The following is a 13,577-nucleotide window of genomic DNA, read 5'->3' as shown; positions in this document are numbered from 1 at the left end:
AGATACTCCAAAAGTATATTCGGTAGCTGGGTCTAAGCCGTCTACTGTATAAGTCTTTTCCGCAACGTCAGAAGCAATCTTCTCTGAACCTTTGTAAATGTTGTAAGTAATTGCCACGATTAGTTTCCCCCTTCCCTATTCCCAAGACAACGTCACACTAGTGGCAGTGACGTCGCTTGAGCTAAGATTTTGGGGAGCATTAGGGTGTAACAGTTCCTTTGATGTAAACTACTTTCGTAGTATCTTGAACGTATGTTACGTAGTGTTGGTCAGCGGAGATAGTCGTTTGACGTTTGAAACCTTCACGGATTGTTTCTACGTTGTAGCCACGTTTCATAATAAGTTTCAATGCACCACGTTTGATAACGAATGCTTCGTCGTTAGCAAGTTTGTTAGAGATTACGATACGCATACCGAACAACTCTCCCAATTCTCCTGTGATGATCTTACGTCCTTGGTCAATGTGAACGAAGTCTCCAGATTTCAAGATGTTAGCACGACTCTTAGGAGAGATGAACAAGAATGTTTCATCGTCGAACTCTTCTCCAAAAGCTACTTGAGCATCCAATACCCATCCGTAACCAGCTGGGTCAATCTTAACATCAGTCGATGGAGTCAAAGCTTTAATCTTATCCACAAAGTCGTTGTCGATTTTGCTTGCGATTGCTAAAGCTAACTGACGTACAGTTTCGTTGACAGGTTGTGTATAAGCTGATAGAACAGCCTCGTCCGTCAATGTAACACCTTTAACAACTTTTTTAACAGTTGCTGTAGAAGATGTTGCAGTCAATTTAACTGGGTCGAACGCTACACCTTCCGCTACGTCGTCAGCTTCTCCGATGAAGTTCCATTGAGGTACTGTCAAAGTATCGCCTGGCTGATTGACTAAAGTATTGTCAATATCTGCCAAAGGTGCTAAGATAAGGTTGTCGATCATTTTCTTCTCTAGGAAGTCTCCAATGACCTCGGGGTTGATTAAATCTGCAATTTTAGTTACTTCTGCTACCATGTGTATTCTCCTTTTCGTATGGACTTATCTAATTAAGAGTTACGTCGCAAAGCTTCGTACTTAGCTGGGTTGCTTGCTTTAAGCTGCATAGCTTCTTGGGGAGATAAGTCGAATAATGATTTAGCTTCTCGCTGCCCTCCAACCCCTACAATATCTTGGTTGCTAGGTGCTGTCTGAGCTGCAAGGCCTTTTACTTTTTCCTCCACACGTTGTGACAAGAGGTTATTGATTTCTACGTCTAAAGAGTTGACGTTGTGTTTCGTAGCTTCTGGAGAATCTCCAATCACGTAGTCTGCAAAGCTTGCCGGAAGTCCTGTAGCTGCTAATGCGGCTGAAGCCACACTTTGCATTGCTAAGCGGTCTTTCTCTGCTTGGATTTCTTTGAGCTGTGACTGCATCTGCCGAAGTTGAATCTGCTCTTGTGTTTCTGGAGGGTTTAATTCTTGTAACCGTTCTTGAACGATCCCTTCCAAGTGCTTACTCTTCCAAGACTCAATAGCTTTGGATGCAAACTGGTCTAACCGAGGACTAATGATAGATTTGCCTGCTTCCGTTTCTAAGAAACTTCCTACTGTATCTTTGTTTAAGAATTGACTTTCTACGCTTTTACGCAGTTCTGGATTGGATTCGATAGCTCCTAAAACAGTTTCAACAGATAACCCTTCTGTGCCTTCTGCTGTCCCATTGCCTTGTTCTTTCATAATTTCGTCTGCCATGATTGTATTTCTCCTTCCGCCCTCGTAGGTACAACGCCCTACCGTGCTTTAGATATAGTATTTTGTAAAGTCCTTGGCTTAGGTGTCCTTTAACATTTAACCTACGAGATTACAGGGACAATGATGCAGACACAATGAGGATGCACAGGGAGAAGAGGTAATGTTTCTAGGGTATAGAGACCCTCGTTTCTGATACCTCCGTGAGCTAAGCTTTTGCAATGCTCACAAACTCCACTAACGGTTAACTCTGGTCTATTGCTCCATTTCCATAATGTTATCTCGTACTGTTTGGAAGCTTCCACAACAGCAAGATTTATAATTACTGAGGCTTGAGCCTCTACATGTCGTCTGAGGAAGTAGAGAAGGTTGTCTCTAAGCTGTTCTAAGTGAGCGAGCTTGCCTTGACTCTCTCCTAAAACGACTGTTCCTGTAGCTACGCCCTCCAATTCATAGAGTATCGGAAGTAAGATGCTAAAGAAGTAGTCGTAAGCTTCTTCGATAAGCTCTTGAATTGCGTTCGTTATATCTACAGAGGCTATCCCCTCTCCCAATGAGGGGTGTCCCACGACCTTTTCAGCAACCTCCGTGAAAGCTTTTGTAAGCTCTTCTTTGAAGGCTGTACCATAGACTGAGGTGTAGTATTCTAGTAAGCTCTTGGAGTCTTGGATAAGCATATAGTCTGGAGACTCTTTCATAGCTTCTATGATAATCTTATCAACAACAGCCTCAAGTTGGGGAGAGTACCTCCCGATAATATCTGCAAAGTCTTTCTGAGTATCTATCATGACATCTGTCAGAAAGGCTTCCAGAAGTTCTTGGCGTTTCTTCTTCCCCATCTTTCTAGCCATCTATAAGTCCTCCTAGTCTCTTGGTTTCTTGTTACGTGATTTCTCCTGCTCTTTAGCAGCTACTGCATCATCTGTGGTAATCGTATTGGCATCAGTTCTATTGTCTAGCTTCTTGACGTTTTGACCTGCTGTAGCGACTTGTCCAAGGTTAGTCTGTTTAAGCATTGACATCTCTGCTTGAATCTTCATACGTTCCTTACGCTGTTCGTTAGCTTTCTTAACCTCAGACTCTGGGTCAGTAATGAATGGGAACTGTGCAATGATCGTTTCATCTGGTAGAATGTCACGAAGTTTAACAGCCATATCAGCTAACTCTGAGAATGATTGTGGAAGGTTACGTACAAAGACTGGTTCCACTTTCTCTGGTTTAAGATCTTTAGCACCTTTCAAATTAGTCAAGTAGTGGCAGATGATTTCATAGCGTTGGCGAAATACTTTGCGAAGCTTAGACTCACGAACTGCTGACTTGTTCTCCAATGGTTGTGTAGCAGCTTTCATAGCTGTTCCAGTAGCTGCATTGAAGTCTTTAGATGTCAAGTCTGGAGTTTGAGAAAGACTAAAGATGTTACGTTCGGCTCTATCCTTGATGTTTTCAATGTGAGTATCGTTAATGTTCTTAACTAACCACTCAGCCTTCCCACCCTCTTCGGTAACCATGACACGATTGTTTTTCATCTTATCCAACTCAGAGTTACCGTTTTCGTCTTCTCCAATGTCAAATCCAGCTAACCACAAGTAGGCATCATTCAAATAGTTAATGTCATTTACAGAGTCTGATACAGCTAAGTTGTAAGCATCAATTAATGGAATCTGAGCTTCAAAGTCTCCTAGACGTTCCTCGTTAGCGATGACTTCAAATACATTAAACTTTCCAAGAAGATTCGGAAAAGTTTCTGGGATTGGCTTACTTTTAGTTCCATCGGCAAGAGTCTCTGTTTCAAATTTAATAATCTTATCTTTGGTATAGACTTCATAAGTCCGGTACACAGCTCCTGTAGCGCTTTGGTACACAGTGTTATAATAGATAGCTGCTAGAGGTTCACTGTCCAAGTCCATCGAGTAGCACATAACCATATTCATTGGAGAAATTGCTTTGATACGATAGTCTCCGTTACGGTCTAGGTAATGGATTTCAAAAGCATGGCCAAAGATTCCAGAAAGCTTAACCAACTCATTGTCAACGTCATGGAAATCATTCTTATTAAGAATTGGAAGCATCGCATCAATAGTTGTCTCGTCGCCTTTTAAAGTAATTGGTTCCCCAGCTAAGTAAGAAGCTGCTGTATCTACTAACAGTTTAGGGAAGTTGTGCACGACTTTATTATTAGGCTTTGTCTTATCGTCAAACGTTCTGTTTAGGATAGCGTGGTGCACACCTTTGTAATAATCATACAAAAGCTGGTAGCTACCTACTCTCCCATAATGGAGTTCAGCAGCATTAATTAATTCATCAGTTGTAAAGTCTCTGGATATATAGTGCTTACGATTATCAGCGACTGTATAAATGTCTCCAGCAGACAATTGGTTATTTGGAATAGCCATGTGATAGTCCTCCTTAATTATCTTCAAAGGTACAGCCCCACGCTTTTGTGGAACTGTCCTACAGCCCGAAGGCAGCCTTGCTGATAGACCTTACTTTGTTTCTTGGGATCATGTCTGATACAGCATATCGAAGAGCATCCATACAGTGGTCGAAGCCGTTGGATCGAGGTTTGTTAAGGTACTCGTCCTTAAGATGTTTGTTAGGTTGCCACTCATAATTCTCCAGCTCTGAGATAGTCCTTACACAGCGTGGGTCAACAACGATTGTGTAGCCTTGCAGATATTGGATACCATGCAAGATGCTGTCCTTCCCTTTTCGTGAAGGTTTAATACGTCGTGCCCCAAGCCTCCGAAGCTCTTCAATAGACTTTGGCTCAGCGCTATCTGCAAAGATTTCATTGTGGACTATCTTACGCTTCTTAATCTCTTCGAAGATGTCCTTGTTTAATAAACCTGTTTGATACATTTCATCATAGATGTAAAGACACCTAGAAGATTCATCAATCATAATGGAAAGTAGTACGGTAGGGTCATTGGTAAATCCGAAGTCAAGCCCCCATTTAGGTTTCCAGTGGTCTCTCAAAAGCTTCCGTAAGTCTAGCCGCTGTCTTGTCCAGTTTGTATAAATACGTTTACCCAAGCTGGCGAACTTGCCAAGAGCGTAGATTTCGTAGTATACTGGGTTAGTATTCTTCATGTCCTCTAACTGCTTGATGTATGATCTAGGAAGGAATCGATTGTCTTTGTAAGTTGTACTAATAACTTTGCAATTCTCTGGACGTTTCTTAGCTGGGTTATGAAACATGTGGTAGACCCAGTTATCTTTTGAAGCAGGGTTATACATAATAAATACTTGGTTGTTTCCGGCAGACTTGTTACGCAGCCGTAGTTGAAGCTGTGAGTAGTCGTCCAAAGTGAACTCAGTAGCTTCCTCCATAACTATGTCAGAGATACCGGAAATAGATTTGATACGCTCTGGGTCTTCCATCCCTTTAAATATGTACTCTGTTCCATTAGGTAGTTTAATAGTCATGTACGAAGCCTTTACATCACATAGGTCGTAGATGCCAAACTCCTGTAGACATGTCTTGTATTCTTGGAAGATGGAGTCCCGAATCGTATTATCAACTTTACGTGTTACTAGAAACTTACGCTTACTTGCTAAGCCTTTTAGAATCGTATTCTGAACCACAAACTTAGACTTACCAGAACCTGCTCCTCCGTAGAAAACCATTGTACGATACTTACCATTAGGCTTATTGTATAAGTATGGAAGGTAAGCCTCGTTAAAGATTCTCGGAGGGACTGTAAGTTTTAATGGAATTGTTTTATTATCGTTTGCCATAGTGTCCTCCTAAAGTAGATAAAAGCCCCACAGAGGTTTTCCGTAGGGCTTCTTGATTATTTGTTGATAGCATTGTTAACAGACTTGCCAGTCTCGTAGAAGCCTACAGACGAAAGCCCTGCAATAAGTCCTGCAACTGCTCCGATAACTGGTTCGACATCAAATACAACCATACCTCCGGCTACTCCAACGATAACGCCTAAGACGATAGCTGCCAAAGGAATGTACCGAGCTGGAATATACTCTTGAGATTTAATCATATTCATTAAGCCTGTCATGATTGCCCCGATGCCGACTGCAACGGTCATGATGATTTCAGTGTTGTTCAAATTTACCACCTCCTTTAAAGGTTTCTAACTCTTCTTTCAGAGAGGCGTTTTCTTCCTCAAGTTCGTCGACACGTTCCTCTAGCTGAGAAATCTGTAGCAAATAGCCGTCTTCCTTCTCTTGCATGGATCGCTTCAAGTCAGCCATCTCAAATTTTAACTGGCTAAACTTTTCCTCTAAGTCGAAAACAGTTTGTCGAACAGAGTTGTACTCAGCTTTAAGCTCGTTGTGGTCAGCTGCCTTAGTCTCGTACATCTCTTTCCAGCTAGTGTAAATCTCGTCACGATTCTCTATCTCAGTCTTTCTGACTAGCCCTTTGAAGTCTAAGTTTTTGCCTACCCAAGCAGTTACAAAGGCTAATACACCAGTGATTAGTACATCCCAGTGCTGGAAGTTCATTTAAAGTCCTCCCGAATGAGAACTCCATAGGCTGTCCAAGCACATCCAATAGCCAGAATAGCAATCGTATTAGGGGTAGACAGATAGGTTACTCCCATAACAGACCAAAGAACTGCTAAAGAGGTTACTCCTGCTATACGAAGTCTGTTTCTGTTAAGGATGATACCAAGAAGTTTGATAAATCCAGCTGTTACAAAGAAAGCTGATATAAGTCGTAGATCAAAAATACTGGAGATGCGGTCGTATAAAGCCTCGTGATTAAGTGTGTCTATATTTAAGTATAGCCTTACGCCATACAGAATGCTGACTACAGATAGTCCTATGCCGTGCCATTTCAAATAGAGTATTGAAATGACTTTCCGAAGGGGAGTCGGAAGCTTTTCCATAAGGATTTCTCCCTTCCTTTAGTAGTTTTCCAGAAAACCATAGTCTAGTTCTTCGTCGGTTTCTTCGAAGTCTGCTTCCAAAGCATCGTCCTCAACTGCTTCGGCCTGCTTAATTTCTTCTTCGTCGTCTTCCGGCTCAGATATATCAACTATGATGTTTAATTCATTATTGACTTGTACGTCTGGAGTTAGCAAGTCATGGAATTTAGCTAGTTGTTGTAAGGCGGTCAGCTGGTCTTTTGTAGAAATCCTTGCTTGAATCTTATCCCCTTTAGCTGTTACGATTTCATCATAGCCATCTCGCTTAGCAATCTTTGTAAGATGCTCCAAGACTTCTGTAGCAGTCATGATGTCAGCGTTGGACTGCTCTGTAATAAGCCATTGAATGTAGGCTTTTACATCGTCTCGTTTTAATAAGCGGTGTCCAGAAGATTCATTGTAACCAACTGATCTACAGCTTTCAGCAATGTTTACCGTAGATACATAATGCTGCGCAAAGCGTTTCATCTTTGGCTTAAGGGTTGTTAAATCTACTCCATCATAGTAGTCTGGAGTCTGTGAGGAAGTCATGTACTGCTGCTGTCGCTCTCCGACTTCTTTTCCTTGAATTTTAAGAGCCATCTGTCTCCTCCTTCCAACAGATTAATAAGTCCTCATTCGATAGCCCCTTTAGAAGCTTGGGACGTCCCATGTAAGAATTATTAGAATATTTTAATATAATGGAGTCAATCACTTGACAAGCTTTTTAAATAATGGTATAATGCTTTTAGAGAAAAGGTTTTAGCGCTGTCGGTCGCTGATACCGACGGTACTCCAAGAAGCTGCCTTGCAAAAGCCTTTAGAAAGCTTATCCGAAACTTGGAAAAGGAAAGGAAGGCTTTGCAATGGAGTTTAAATTAATTACAAAAAGCTATTGACAAGTCTCTAAAGACGTGGTAAGATAGATTCATAGAGCTAAGGAAGCTACAATACGCCTATGAGTCGTTGACAACCGTCTGAGGAGACTTTTATTATCTTCTGGGATGATTAGGCGTAAGTGACGTAGAACAGCTCTCAGACTATTTTAGGAGGCTTATTATGCTGTATGAGAATTTTCAGAGAGCTGCAAATAAAGGTAAAGCCGTCCAAGAGGGTATTCGGCTCATAAAGTACCTATTGAGAAATAAAGGAACTGATAAAGAAAACTTTTTATGGGCTGAGCAAATTATATCATCCTATAAACTGCGATTTGGGGAGCCTCCAGAATCCCTCTCCGAGTGGGTATCTCTATTAGCTTTGGCAAACGATACGGTAGGCTCTATTGGAGGAGATAACAAATACGCTAAGTGCAGTAGTTTTGAGTATAGCTTTTATAGCTTTCGTAAGCACCGTAGAATGAAGACACCCTCTGAGAAGTATGCCCATGAGTTTCCGATGGGGCTTCTTGACCATCTAGCTGTGGAAGTTTCCTTAGAAGATGGATGGATTGATGCCATTTACTTGACAACTGAGATACTTCCATGGTATGATAAAGAAAGATTGTCACTATTCGTTGAAAGGTACATTCGAGAGTCTAGTGTTAGAGAAATTGAGAAGTCTTTAGGAGTACCTAAATCAACAGTAGCTAGAAAGATTTCTAGGCTAGACAAACAACTTAGTAAAACATTAGGAGGGTATTTATGACAGAATTTAAAGTAGGCGACAAAGTAAGGTATTTCCAGGACTTATCGGGAAGGTATGTAATTTCATCTCCAACAGTTCCTATAGGAACTATCGGCGAGGTTAGAACAGTGAATCCAAACAGAAGGGTAGAAGACCCCAATGTCATGGTTGGATTGGAGCAGGGAGAAGTTATCTGGTTTTATGCAGACGAACTGCAATTAGTTGACGAAGAGACTGATCTACCATTCGTTCCACAATTTACTCACAAAACTGTCCTAGATACTTCACTAGACATTAACTTGGATGTGTACCTAGCTGCTTTATCAAACATGACCACAGCTCGTAAGCAGATGGCGGATTTGTCATTGGACAGATACCTTCCGGAAGCTGTGCGAGATGCTTTGGAGGAACGATTGGATAATAAGATTCAAGAGTCTGGCAAACAGGCTGAGGAAGCTATCAAACGGATGTCCAAGATACTGGAGGTGGAGTAGATGACTGAGTGGAGAGAGCTGAAAGGGTTCACTAAGTATGATGAAGACGGTCATCTCAAGTATACAGGTATCGACGAACAACTTACAGAGCTTGCTAAATCCTATGAAATTCTAAGAGTGTTCTATGGAGCGTTTAGTTCATCTGATTGGAATGTTATGAGTGGCGGCGATACAACGGCTCTGGTAGAGCTGAGGGAGGATTCCAAATGACAATCTTTGCGCACGATGTTCAACGGCGACCAAAGGACTTCGAAGTGGCATTATAGGAGAATCTCATCGACTTAAGCATTGCCATGCTTCGTAGTACTCATACGAGGGAGTTCCACTGGCGATCACAAATGTTTGGCACAACTACTGGATTTATTATGAATATTATGAGGAGTGATTTATAATGATTACATTAAACTTTGGAGACAGCTTGGAGTTCATTAATACACTGGAGGATAACAGCATTGACGCAATTATTACAGATCCCCCATACAACATCAGTAGAGATAACAACTTCCAGTCCATGGGCAGAGGAGGGATTGACTTTGGCGAGTGGGACAAGGAGTTTGACTTAAGCTCATGGATCGAACTGGCTACTCCAAAACTTAAAAAGGGAGGAAATATCCTAATATTTAATGCTTGGAAAAACCTAGGAGAGATCGCTGCTACTTTGGAGTCACTAGGGTTTGAGGTTAAAGATATGATTCGCTGGGAAAAATCTAACCCGATGCCTCGTAATAGAGATCGGAGGTTTATTGTAGATTATGAGGTAGCCGTATGGGCAGTTAAGAAGGGGGCAAAGTGGACATTCAACCGGATCAGTGATACCTATGATCGACCTCTGATTAAATCAGGCTTAACTCCAAGTAGCGAAAAGGTAGGCAAGGGTCACCCTACACAGAAGCCAGTAGCTGTAATGCAGTGGATAGTGGAACATTTAACTAATGAGGGAGACGTTGTACTAGATCCTTTTATGGGGAGCGGCTCTACAGGAGTAGCCTGTGCTAATTTAGGGAGAGGATTCATAGGATCTGAACTAGATCCGGAGTACTTTGAAATTAGCAAAGGGAGACTACTATCAGAAGGAGCCTGAATCAGAAGAGGAATACGCCTACGTGGAAGGGTGGGATGAGTTTTGAGTGACAAATTTAATTGTTGGATAAGCCTCTTAGTAGCTTTTCTACTATTCCTAATAGGGTTATTCCTACTATTCGTGGTAGGCGTTTCAGCAACGGCTTTATTTCTAGGTTTGTGGACATTCCTAATTCTATGGATGATCTTGTGGGCTATTCTAGAAATGTGTTGTTAGATAGGGAGGTGCCAAAATGAAAGAATTCCGAAAAGCTATTAAGAAACTATTTTTACAATATGGAGGACTGGTAACTTGTTAAAAATCTATACTAAGCGTACTTTCTGCGCCGCTTGCCGCCAGACGAAACTGTTTTTGAACAAGCAAGGAACGAAGTTTGAGGAGATTGTTGTTGACGAAACTGACGAAGAGTTGTTGCAACACCTTCGTGACAGTGGTTTTAGTCAATTTCCTGTAGTGATTAATGGAAAAGTAACTTGGACAGGCTTTCGACCTGACTTATTGAAGGAGGTTGTATAATGTTTAATGTAGGAGAACTTATTAAATACCTAATTGAACGACGTATTGAGCGGCTTGGGGAGGCTTTGGTACAGGCTAATTTACAAGAGGAGGCAGATGCTGCTAAATCCCACGCTTTATACGCTCAGTACACCGCTGACCGAGCACTTAATAGTACGACTGAATTAGCTGCTAGAATCGAGGCGCTGGAGCATCCAGAACCACTGAAAGAGACTGGAAGTGTTGCTTACCCAGCTAAGTCATTGACCTGCGAATCAGGCCGTACCTATGCCGTTCGAGATGCTATGGTATTCCCTGATAGAGGGGATGTGGCAATTATCTTTGAAGTAGAAGATAGCCCGAATGACACACTTCCTGTTAATGTATTCTGGGAAAAATCTAAATGCTGCGAGTGGATGGCAGACGCAGAATTTGAAAATGCCTTTAAAATCAACTAACAAACTTGCGAAGAGCTCTTGACAGGGCTCTTTTTTTGTGTTATGATAACTCTATAAAAGTTTTTAGGAGGCTGTATGATGAATTTACTACTACTACTTATCTGTTGGATCATCTTTCTGGCTCCATTCATAGCAGTTTTATGCTATCTTGGCAAGTTTAAAGAATTCTGGCAATTCCTTGGCTTAGTCTTTGGAATGCTGCTATTGATAGGAGCTTCTTTCGTAGCTTTTATTGTACTTTGTTTAATGTGATTGGAGGGGATTTTTATGAAAAAGCTTAAAATACTGTACCACCAGCTTATGAAAAAGTTCCACTACTATGTGACAAGAGACATGAGGGCTGGGGAAAAGCATTGGAAAGCTCGTAAAAAACTATTGGAGGAGATTAAATGAAGTTTGAAGTAGGAGATGTTTTAGTAGATGCTGGGAGAGATCCAGAAGAACCACGGATGAGCGCCGAGGTAATTAAAGCCTCAGAGGAATTTAAGCAATATACTATTAGAGTAGCTAATGGTAAAGTATTCAATTACCCTAGCGCAAGTGCTGAGTGGATATGGCGAAAAGCTCCTATAGGAACTGTGGCATGGCTTATCCATGAGCTGTCCAAGCATGATCCTACTGACAGTGTTAGTATTTGCCAATGGAACACTAATGGATGGAAAGTTGACGTAAAAGATGTAGAAATAATTAGTAAATTTGAGGAAGGGGAAGTGACTCTATGGTAAATAGACCAATGAAATACTCCAAAGGAGACTTACTGTTAGATTATGAAGGAGACCTTTACAAAGTCCTATCAGTAGATTCGGAAACTAATTGCTACGACATTGGAGGTTTACTCGACCCATGGAGTGATAGATTAGATGCAGACGTCTTGGAACAGTCATTCACAAAGCTTCCTGCCGGAACTATTGGAGAGCTTGTCCACAAGCTACTGGATTATCCTATGGACACTCCTATCAGCATCTATCGGGCATCTGGCTCAGCAGACCTTTACCTAGACTCCATCAACGACATTGAGATAGACTATGAAGATACTGGAGGAATTATCTTATGCTAGACTATTCCATTGACATCAAAAAGTATAACCCAAGCACTCCAACAGAATATCAGCCAGACCTTCGGGTAGACCACTGCAATAGTCGCCTAGTGATTTCAGAGAAGCTGTTGCCAAGGCTTCTGAGGGCTGTGGCTGAGTATGTTAAAGATGACTCCATACTAGTCATGAAAGGAGACGTTGAGGCATACTTTACTCAAAGTTTTACGAAGCATGCTTCCACCCTAAATGAATTGGCCGACCGCTTGGAGACTTTACAAGAGGCTGAGGAAGTGGAGTTCGATTTATCTGAGGCTCGTGATAGCCGTTATTTACTTACTAAGAAGGTAACCTTTGAAGACTGCCTAGAGGCTACCAGAGAGCGGATGGAGGAGCAGTGGCAGGCATCTGCTCTGGAAGCTGTCCAAAAGGCTGCGGACATATTGGCTAAGGATGCTTTAGACAGTCTACTACTTGAGAAGTCTCGTGAGGAGATTCCGGAGCTATTGGAAGGAATTCAAAAGGTTTCCGAAGCTGCCAAGAAGTCTGCCAAAGACTCCACTGAGCTGTTCAGCAATGAGACTCTGGGAAAGCCTCAGTCGGAAGTCGTTGACGATAGCTACTGGAAGGAGTTACATCAGCAGGAAGCTGAGCTTATGAAGAGGTTTGCTGGAAAGGATTTGGAATCAACTGCTAAACGCTTTGAAGAAGCTCGTGAAGAACATGGCACTCCAACATGGAGAGTAGGGGCATTGATGCAGGAGAGCCCAGCTAAAAAGCAGCGGAAGAGTTTAGTAAGAGCTATCATAAACCTGCTGGACACTAAATATAAATAAGCTAATAGAGTCGCTTTCCAAAGCTGTGGGAAGGCGGCTTTGATAAGTATAGGAGGAAAGTTATTTGAAGCCGATTAGATTTGAAGGAGTTTATGACCCAACTATTTGGAAGCCTGTTGAAGGGGCTGAGGGATATTTTGTCAATATGGAGGGAAAGATTAAGGGGAGACGTGGGAGAGTCTTGAAAGGTTTTCTTGCAGGAAGTTATCCCTCAGTTTCTGTGGGTAGAGGAAAAAGCTCTCTGCGTATTCACAGGGCTGTAGCCAAAGCTTTTATTGGAGATATTCCAGAAGTCTGGGTTGTTAATCATATTGACGAAGTTAAAACAAACGCCAATGTAATGAATTTAGAAATCTGCACAGCAAGCCATAATGCACGTCACTCATTAGCCTCCCGAAAGCCTCGGAAGAACCTTGGTAAAGCTATTGAATACCTGTCAGAATGGAAGCCTATCCCCAGCATCCCTACAGCTATGGCACATCCATCTGGAAGAGTTGCTTCTTTAGATGCGCAGGGCAAGTTAAGGGAACGTTTGGGCTATGTGCAAGCCACTGGGTACCGTCGAGTGAGGGTAAATGGTAAGTCGTATTACACGCATAGGCTTATTGCAGAGACTTTTTGTCCAAACCCCAACAACTTTCCAATAGTAAATCACATAGACGAGAATAAACTTAACAACTGTGCCAGCAACCTCGAATGGTGTACCTATCAGCATAATGTCCTCCATGGAACGGCTAGACAACTAGCTACAGAAAAACTTTCCAAGCCAGTTGTTGCAAAGGACTCAGAAGGAAACATAGTGTACACCTTCAAAAGTGCCGCAGAGGCTATTCGTATGGGGTTCCATCCGGGGCATATCAGTAGCTGCTGTAACGGCCGCCAAAAGACTCACAAAGGTCTCTACTGGAGCTTTGCCTAAGCCTCCATAATAATTGATTGAGCCACCTTTTGACAGCTTGTCGAAGGG

At 42.0% G+C, this 13,577-nt stretch carries 18 protein-coding genes; 10 read left to right on the top strand and 8 right to left on the bottom strand.

All coding sequences use genetic code 11. The features are described 5' to 3' along the window. Positions 1-199: 199 nt before the first annotated feature. The 8 genes from ACTQX9_RS08355 to ACTQX9_RS08320 form a co-directional block, all read right to left on the bottom strand. The gene (locus ACTQX9_RS08355; protein WP_441541177.1) at positions 200-1,009 is read right to left on the bottom strand and encodes a N4-gp56 family major capsid protein; all 810 of its coding nucleotides are present in this window, start codon (positions 1,007-1,009) and stop codon (positions 200-202) included. Between the two features lie 32 nt (positions 1,010-1,041). Further along, the gene (locus ACTQX9_RS08350; RefSeq protein ID WP_441541175.1) at positions 1,042-1,725 is read right to left on the bottom strand and encodes a DUF4355 domain-containing protein; all 684 of its coding nucleotides are present in this window, start codon (positions 1,723-1,725) and stop codon (positions 1,042-1,044) included. 101 nt (positions 1,726-1,826) lie between these two features. Continuing rightward, positions 1,827-2,573 (bottom strand): hypothetical protein, encoded by a 747-nt coding sequence (locus ACTQX9_RS08345; RefSeq protein ID WP_441085769.1) that lies wholly within the window; start codon positions 2,571-2,573, stop codon positions 1,827-1,829. Between the two features lie 12 nt (positions 2,574-2,585). Further along, the gene (locus ACTQX9_RS08340; RefSeq protein ID WP_441541173.1) at positions 2,586-4,115 is read right to left on the bottom strand and encodes a phage portal protein; all 1,530 of its coding nucleotides are present in this window, start codon (positions 4,113-4,115) and stop codon (positions 2,586-2,588) included. 58 nt (positions 4,116-4,173) lie between these two features. Beyond that, positions 4,174-5,460, bottom strand: coding sequence for a PBSX family phage terminase large subunit (locus tag ACTQX9_RS08335; RefSeq protein ID WP_441085683.1), 1,287 nt, complete (start codon positions 5,458-5,460; stop codon positions 4,174-4,176). 56 nt (positions 5,461-5,516) lie between these two features. Further along, positions 5,517-5,789 carry a hypothetical protein gene (locus ACTQX9_RS08330; protein ID WP_432490425.1) on the bottom strand — a complete coding sequence of 91 codons (273 nt, stop codon included), beginning with the start codon at positions 5,787-5,789 and terminating at the stop codon, positions 5,517-5,519. After that, positions 5,776-6,186 (bottom strand): hypothetical protein, encoded by a 411-nt coding sequence (locus ACTQX9_RS08325; protein WP_441085682.1) that lies wholly within the window; start codon positions 6,184-6,186, stop codon positions 5,776-5,778. The genes ACTQX9_RS08330 and ACTQX9_RS08325 overlap by 14 nt, the downstream gene beginning before the upstream one ends. 404 nt (positions 6,187-6,590) lie before the next feature. Beyond that, a complete protein-coding gene (locus ACTQX9_RS08320; protein ID WP_441541170.1) occupies positions 6,591-7,193 on the bottom strand; it encodes a terminase small subunit in 603 nt (200 codons plus the stop codon). A 456-nt stretch (positions 7,194-7,649) separates the two neighbouring features. On the opposite strand from ACTQX9_RS08320, the gene ACTQX9_RS08315 reads away from it, so the two are divergent. The 10 genes from ACTQX9_RS08315 (at position 7,650) to ACTQX9_RS08270 (ending at position 13,529) form a co-directional block, all read left to right on the top strand. Continuing rightward, positions 7,650-8,234, top strand: coding sequence for a hypothetical protein (locus ACTQX9_RS08315; RefSeq protein WP_441085680.1), 585 nt, complete (start codon positions 7,650-7,652; stop codon positions 8,232-8,234). Continuing rightward, on the top strand, positions 8,231-8,707 hold the full coding sequence (locus tag ACTQX9_RS08310) for a hypothetical protein (RefSeq protein WP_441541168.1): 477 nt from the start codon (positions 8,231-8,233) through the stop codon (positions 8,705-8,707). Before ACTQX9_RS08315 ends, ACTQX9_RS08310 begins: the two co-directional genes overlap by 4 nt. Continuing rightward, complete coding sequence (locus ACTQX9_RS08305) at positions 8,708-8,917, top strand: hypothetical protein (RefSeq protein ID WP_441085678.1); 210 nt, start codon at positions 8,708-8,710, stop codon at positions 8,915-8,917. A gap of 181 nt (positions 8,918-9,098) precedes the next feature. Next, the gene (locus tag ACTQX9_RS08300; RefSeq protein ID WP_441085677.1) at positions 9,099-9,788 is read left to right on the top strand and encodes a DNA-methyltransferase; all 690 of its coding nucleotides are present in this window, start codon (positions 9,099-9,101) and stop codon (positions 9,786-9,788) included. Between the two features lie 291 nt (positions 9,789-10,079). Then, positions 10,080-10,304, top strand: coding sequence for a glutaredoxin domain-containing protein (locus tag ACTQX9_RS08295; RefSeq protein WP_441085676.1), 225 nt, complete (start codon positions 10,080-10,082; stop codon positions 10,302-10,304). Beyond that, positions 10,304-10,741: a hypothetical protein gene (locus ACTQX9_RS08290; RefSeq protein ID WP_441541166.1), complete on the top strand. Its 438-nt coding sequence runs from the start codon at positions 10,304-10,306 to the stop codon at positions 10,739-10,741. The genes ACTQX9_RS08295 and ACTQX9_RS08290 overlap by 1 nt, the downstream gene beginning before the upstream one ends. A gap of 389 nt (positions 10,742-11,130) precedes the next feature. Next, the gene (locus tag ACTQX9_RS08285; RefSeq protein WP_441085672.1) at positions 11,131-11,466 is read left to right on the top strand and encodes a hypothetical protein; all 336 of its coding nucleotides are present in this window, start codon (positions 11,131-11,133) and stop codon (positions 11,464-11,466) included. Continuing rightward, a complete protein-coding gene (locus tag ACTQX9_RS08280; protein ID WP_432490328.1) occupies positions 11,460-11,798 on the top strand; it encodes a hypothetical protein in 339 nt (112 codons plus the stop codon). Before ACTQX9_RS08285 ends, ACTQX9_RS08280 begins: the two co-directional genes overlap by 7 nt. Continuing rightward, on the top strand, positions 11,792-12,610 hold the full coding sequence (locus ACTQX9_RS08275) for a hypothetical protein (RefSeq protein WP_441085671.1): 819 nt from the start codon (positions 11,792-11,794) through the stop codon (positions 12,608-12,610). Before ACTQX9_RS08280 ends, ACTQX9_RS08275 begins: the two co-directional genes overlap by 7 nt. Before the next feature lie 64 nt (positions 12,611-12,674). Beyond that, the gene (locus ACTQX9_RS08270) at positions 12,675-13,529 is read left to right on the top strand and encodes an HNH endonuclease (protein ID WP_441085670.1); all 855 of its coding nucleotides are present in this window, start codon (positions 12,675-12,677) and stop codon (positions 13,527-13,529) included. Positions 13,530-13,577: the final 48 nt, after the last annotated feature.

It is taken from the genome of Collinsella sp. LCP19S3_F2 (genome assembly GCF_052121015.1).
Classification (GTDB): Bacteria; Actinomycetota; Coriobacteriia; order Coriobacteriales; family Coriobacteriaceae; genus Collinsella.
This window is presented reverse-complemented; position numbering and strand designations above follow the sequence as displayed.

Coding starts and splice junctions, on each gene's coding strand:
- ACTQX9_RS08355 (WP_441541177.1), bottom strand. CDS start 1,009: ATGGTAGCAGAAGTAACTAAAATTGCAGATTTAATCAACCCCGAGGTC.
- ACTQX9_RS08350 (WP_441541175.1), bottom strand. CDS start 1,725: ATGGCAGACGAAATTATGAAAGAACAAGGCAATGGGACAGCAGAAGGC.
- ACTQX9_RS08345 (WP_441085769.1), bottom strand. CDS start 2,573: ATGGCTAGAAAGATGGGGAAGAAGAAACGCCAAGAACTTCTGGAAGCC.
- ACTQX9_RS08340 (WP_441541173.1), bottom strand. CDS start 4,115: ATGGCTATTCCAAATAACCAATTGTCTGCTGGAGACATTTATACAGTC.
- ACTQX9_RS08335 (WP_441085683.1), bottom strand. CDS start 5,460: ATGGCAAACGATAATAAAACAATTCCATTAAAACTTACAGTCCCTCCG.
- ACTQX9_RS08325 (WP_441085682.1), bottom strand. CDS start 6,186: ATGAACTTCCAGCACTGGGATGTACTAATCACTGGTGTATTAGCCTTT.
- ACTQX9_RS08320 (WP_441541170.1), bottom strand. CDS start 7,193: ATGGCTCTTAAAATTCAAGGAAAAGAAGTCGGAGAGCGACAGCAGCAG.
- ACTQX9_RS08315 (WP_441085680.1), top strand. CDS start 7,650: ATGCTGTATGAGAATTTTCAGAGAGCTGCAAATAAAGGTAAAGCCGTC.
- ACTQX9_RS08310 (WP_441541168.1), top strand. CDS start 8,231: ATGACAGAATTTAAAGTAGGCGACAAAGTAAGGTATTTCCAGGACTTA.
- ACTQX9_RS08305 (WP_441085678.1), top strand. CDS start 8,708: ATGACTGAGTGGAGAGAGCTGAAAGGGTTCACTAAGTATGATGAAGAC.
- ACTQX9_RS08300 (WP_441085677.1), top strand. CDS start 9,099: ATGATTACATTAAACTTTGGAGACAGCTTGGAGTTCATTAATACACTG.
- ACTQX9_RS08290 (WP_441541166.1), top strand. CDS start 10,304: ATGTTTAATGTAGGAGAACTTATTAAATACCTAATTGAACGACGTATT.
- ACTQX9_RS08285 (WP_441085672.1), top strand. CDS start 11,131: ATGAAGTTTGAAGTAGGAGATGTTTTAGTAGATGCTGGGAGAGATCCA.
- ACTQX9_RS08280 (WP_432490328.1), top strand. CDS start 11,460: ATGGTAAATAGACCAATGAAATACTCCAAAGGAGACTTACTGTTAGAT.
- ACTQX9_RS08275 (WP_441085671.1), top strand. CDS start 11,792: ATGCTAGACTATTCCATTGACATCAAAAAGTATAACCCAAGCACTCCA.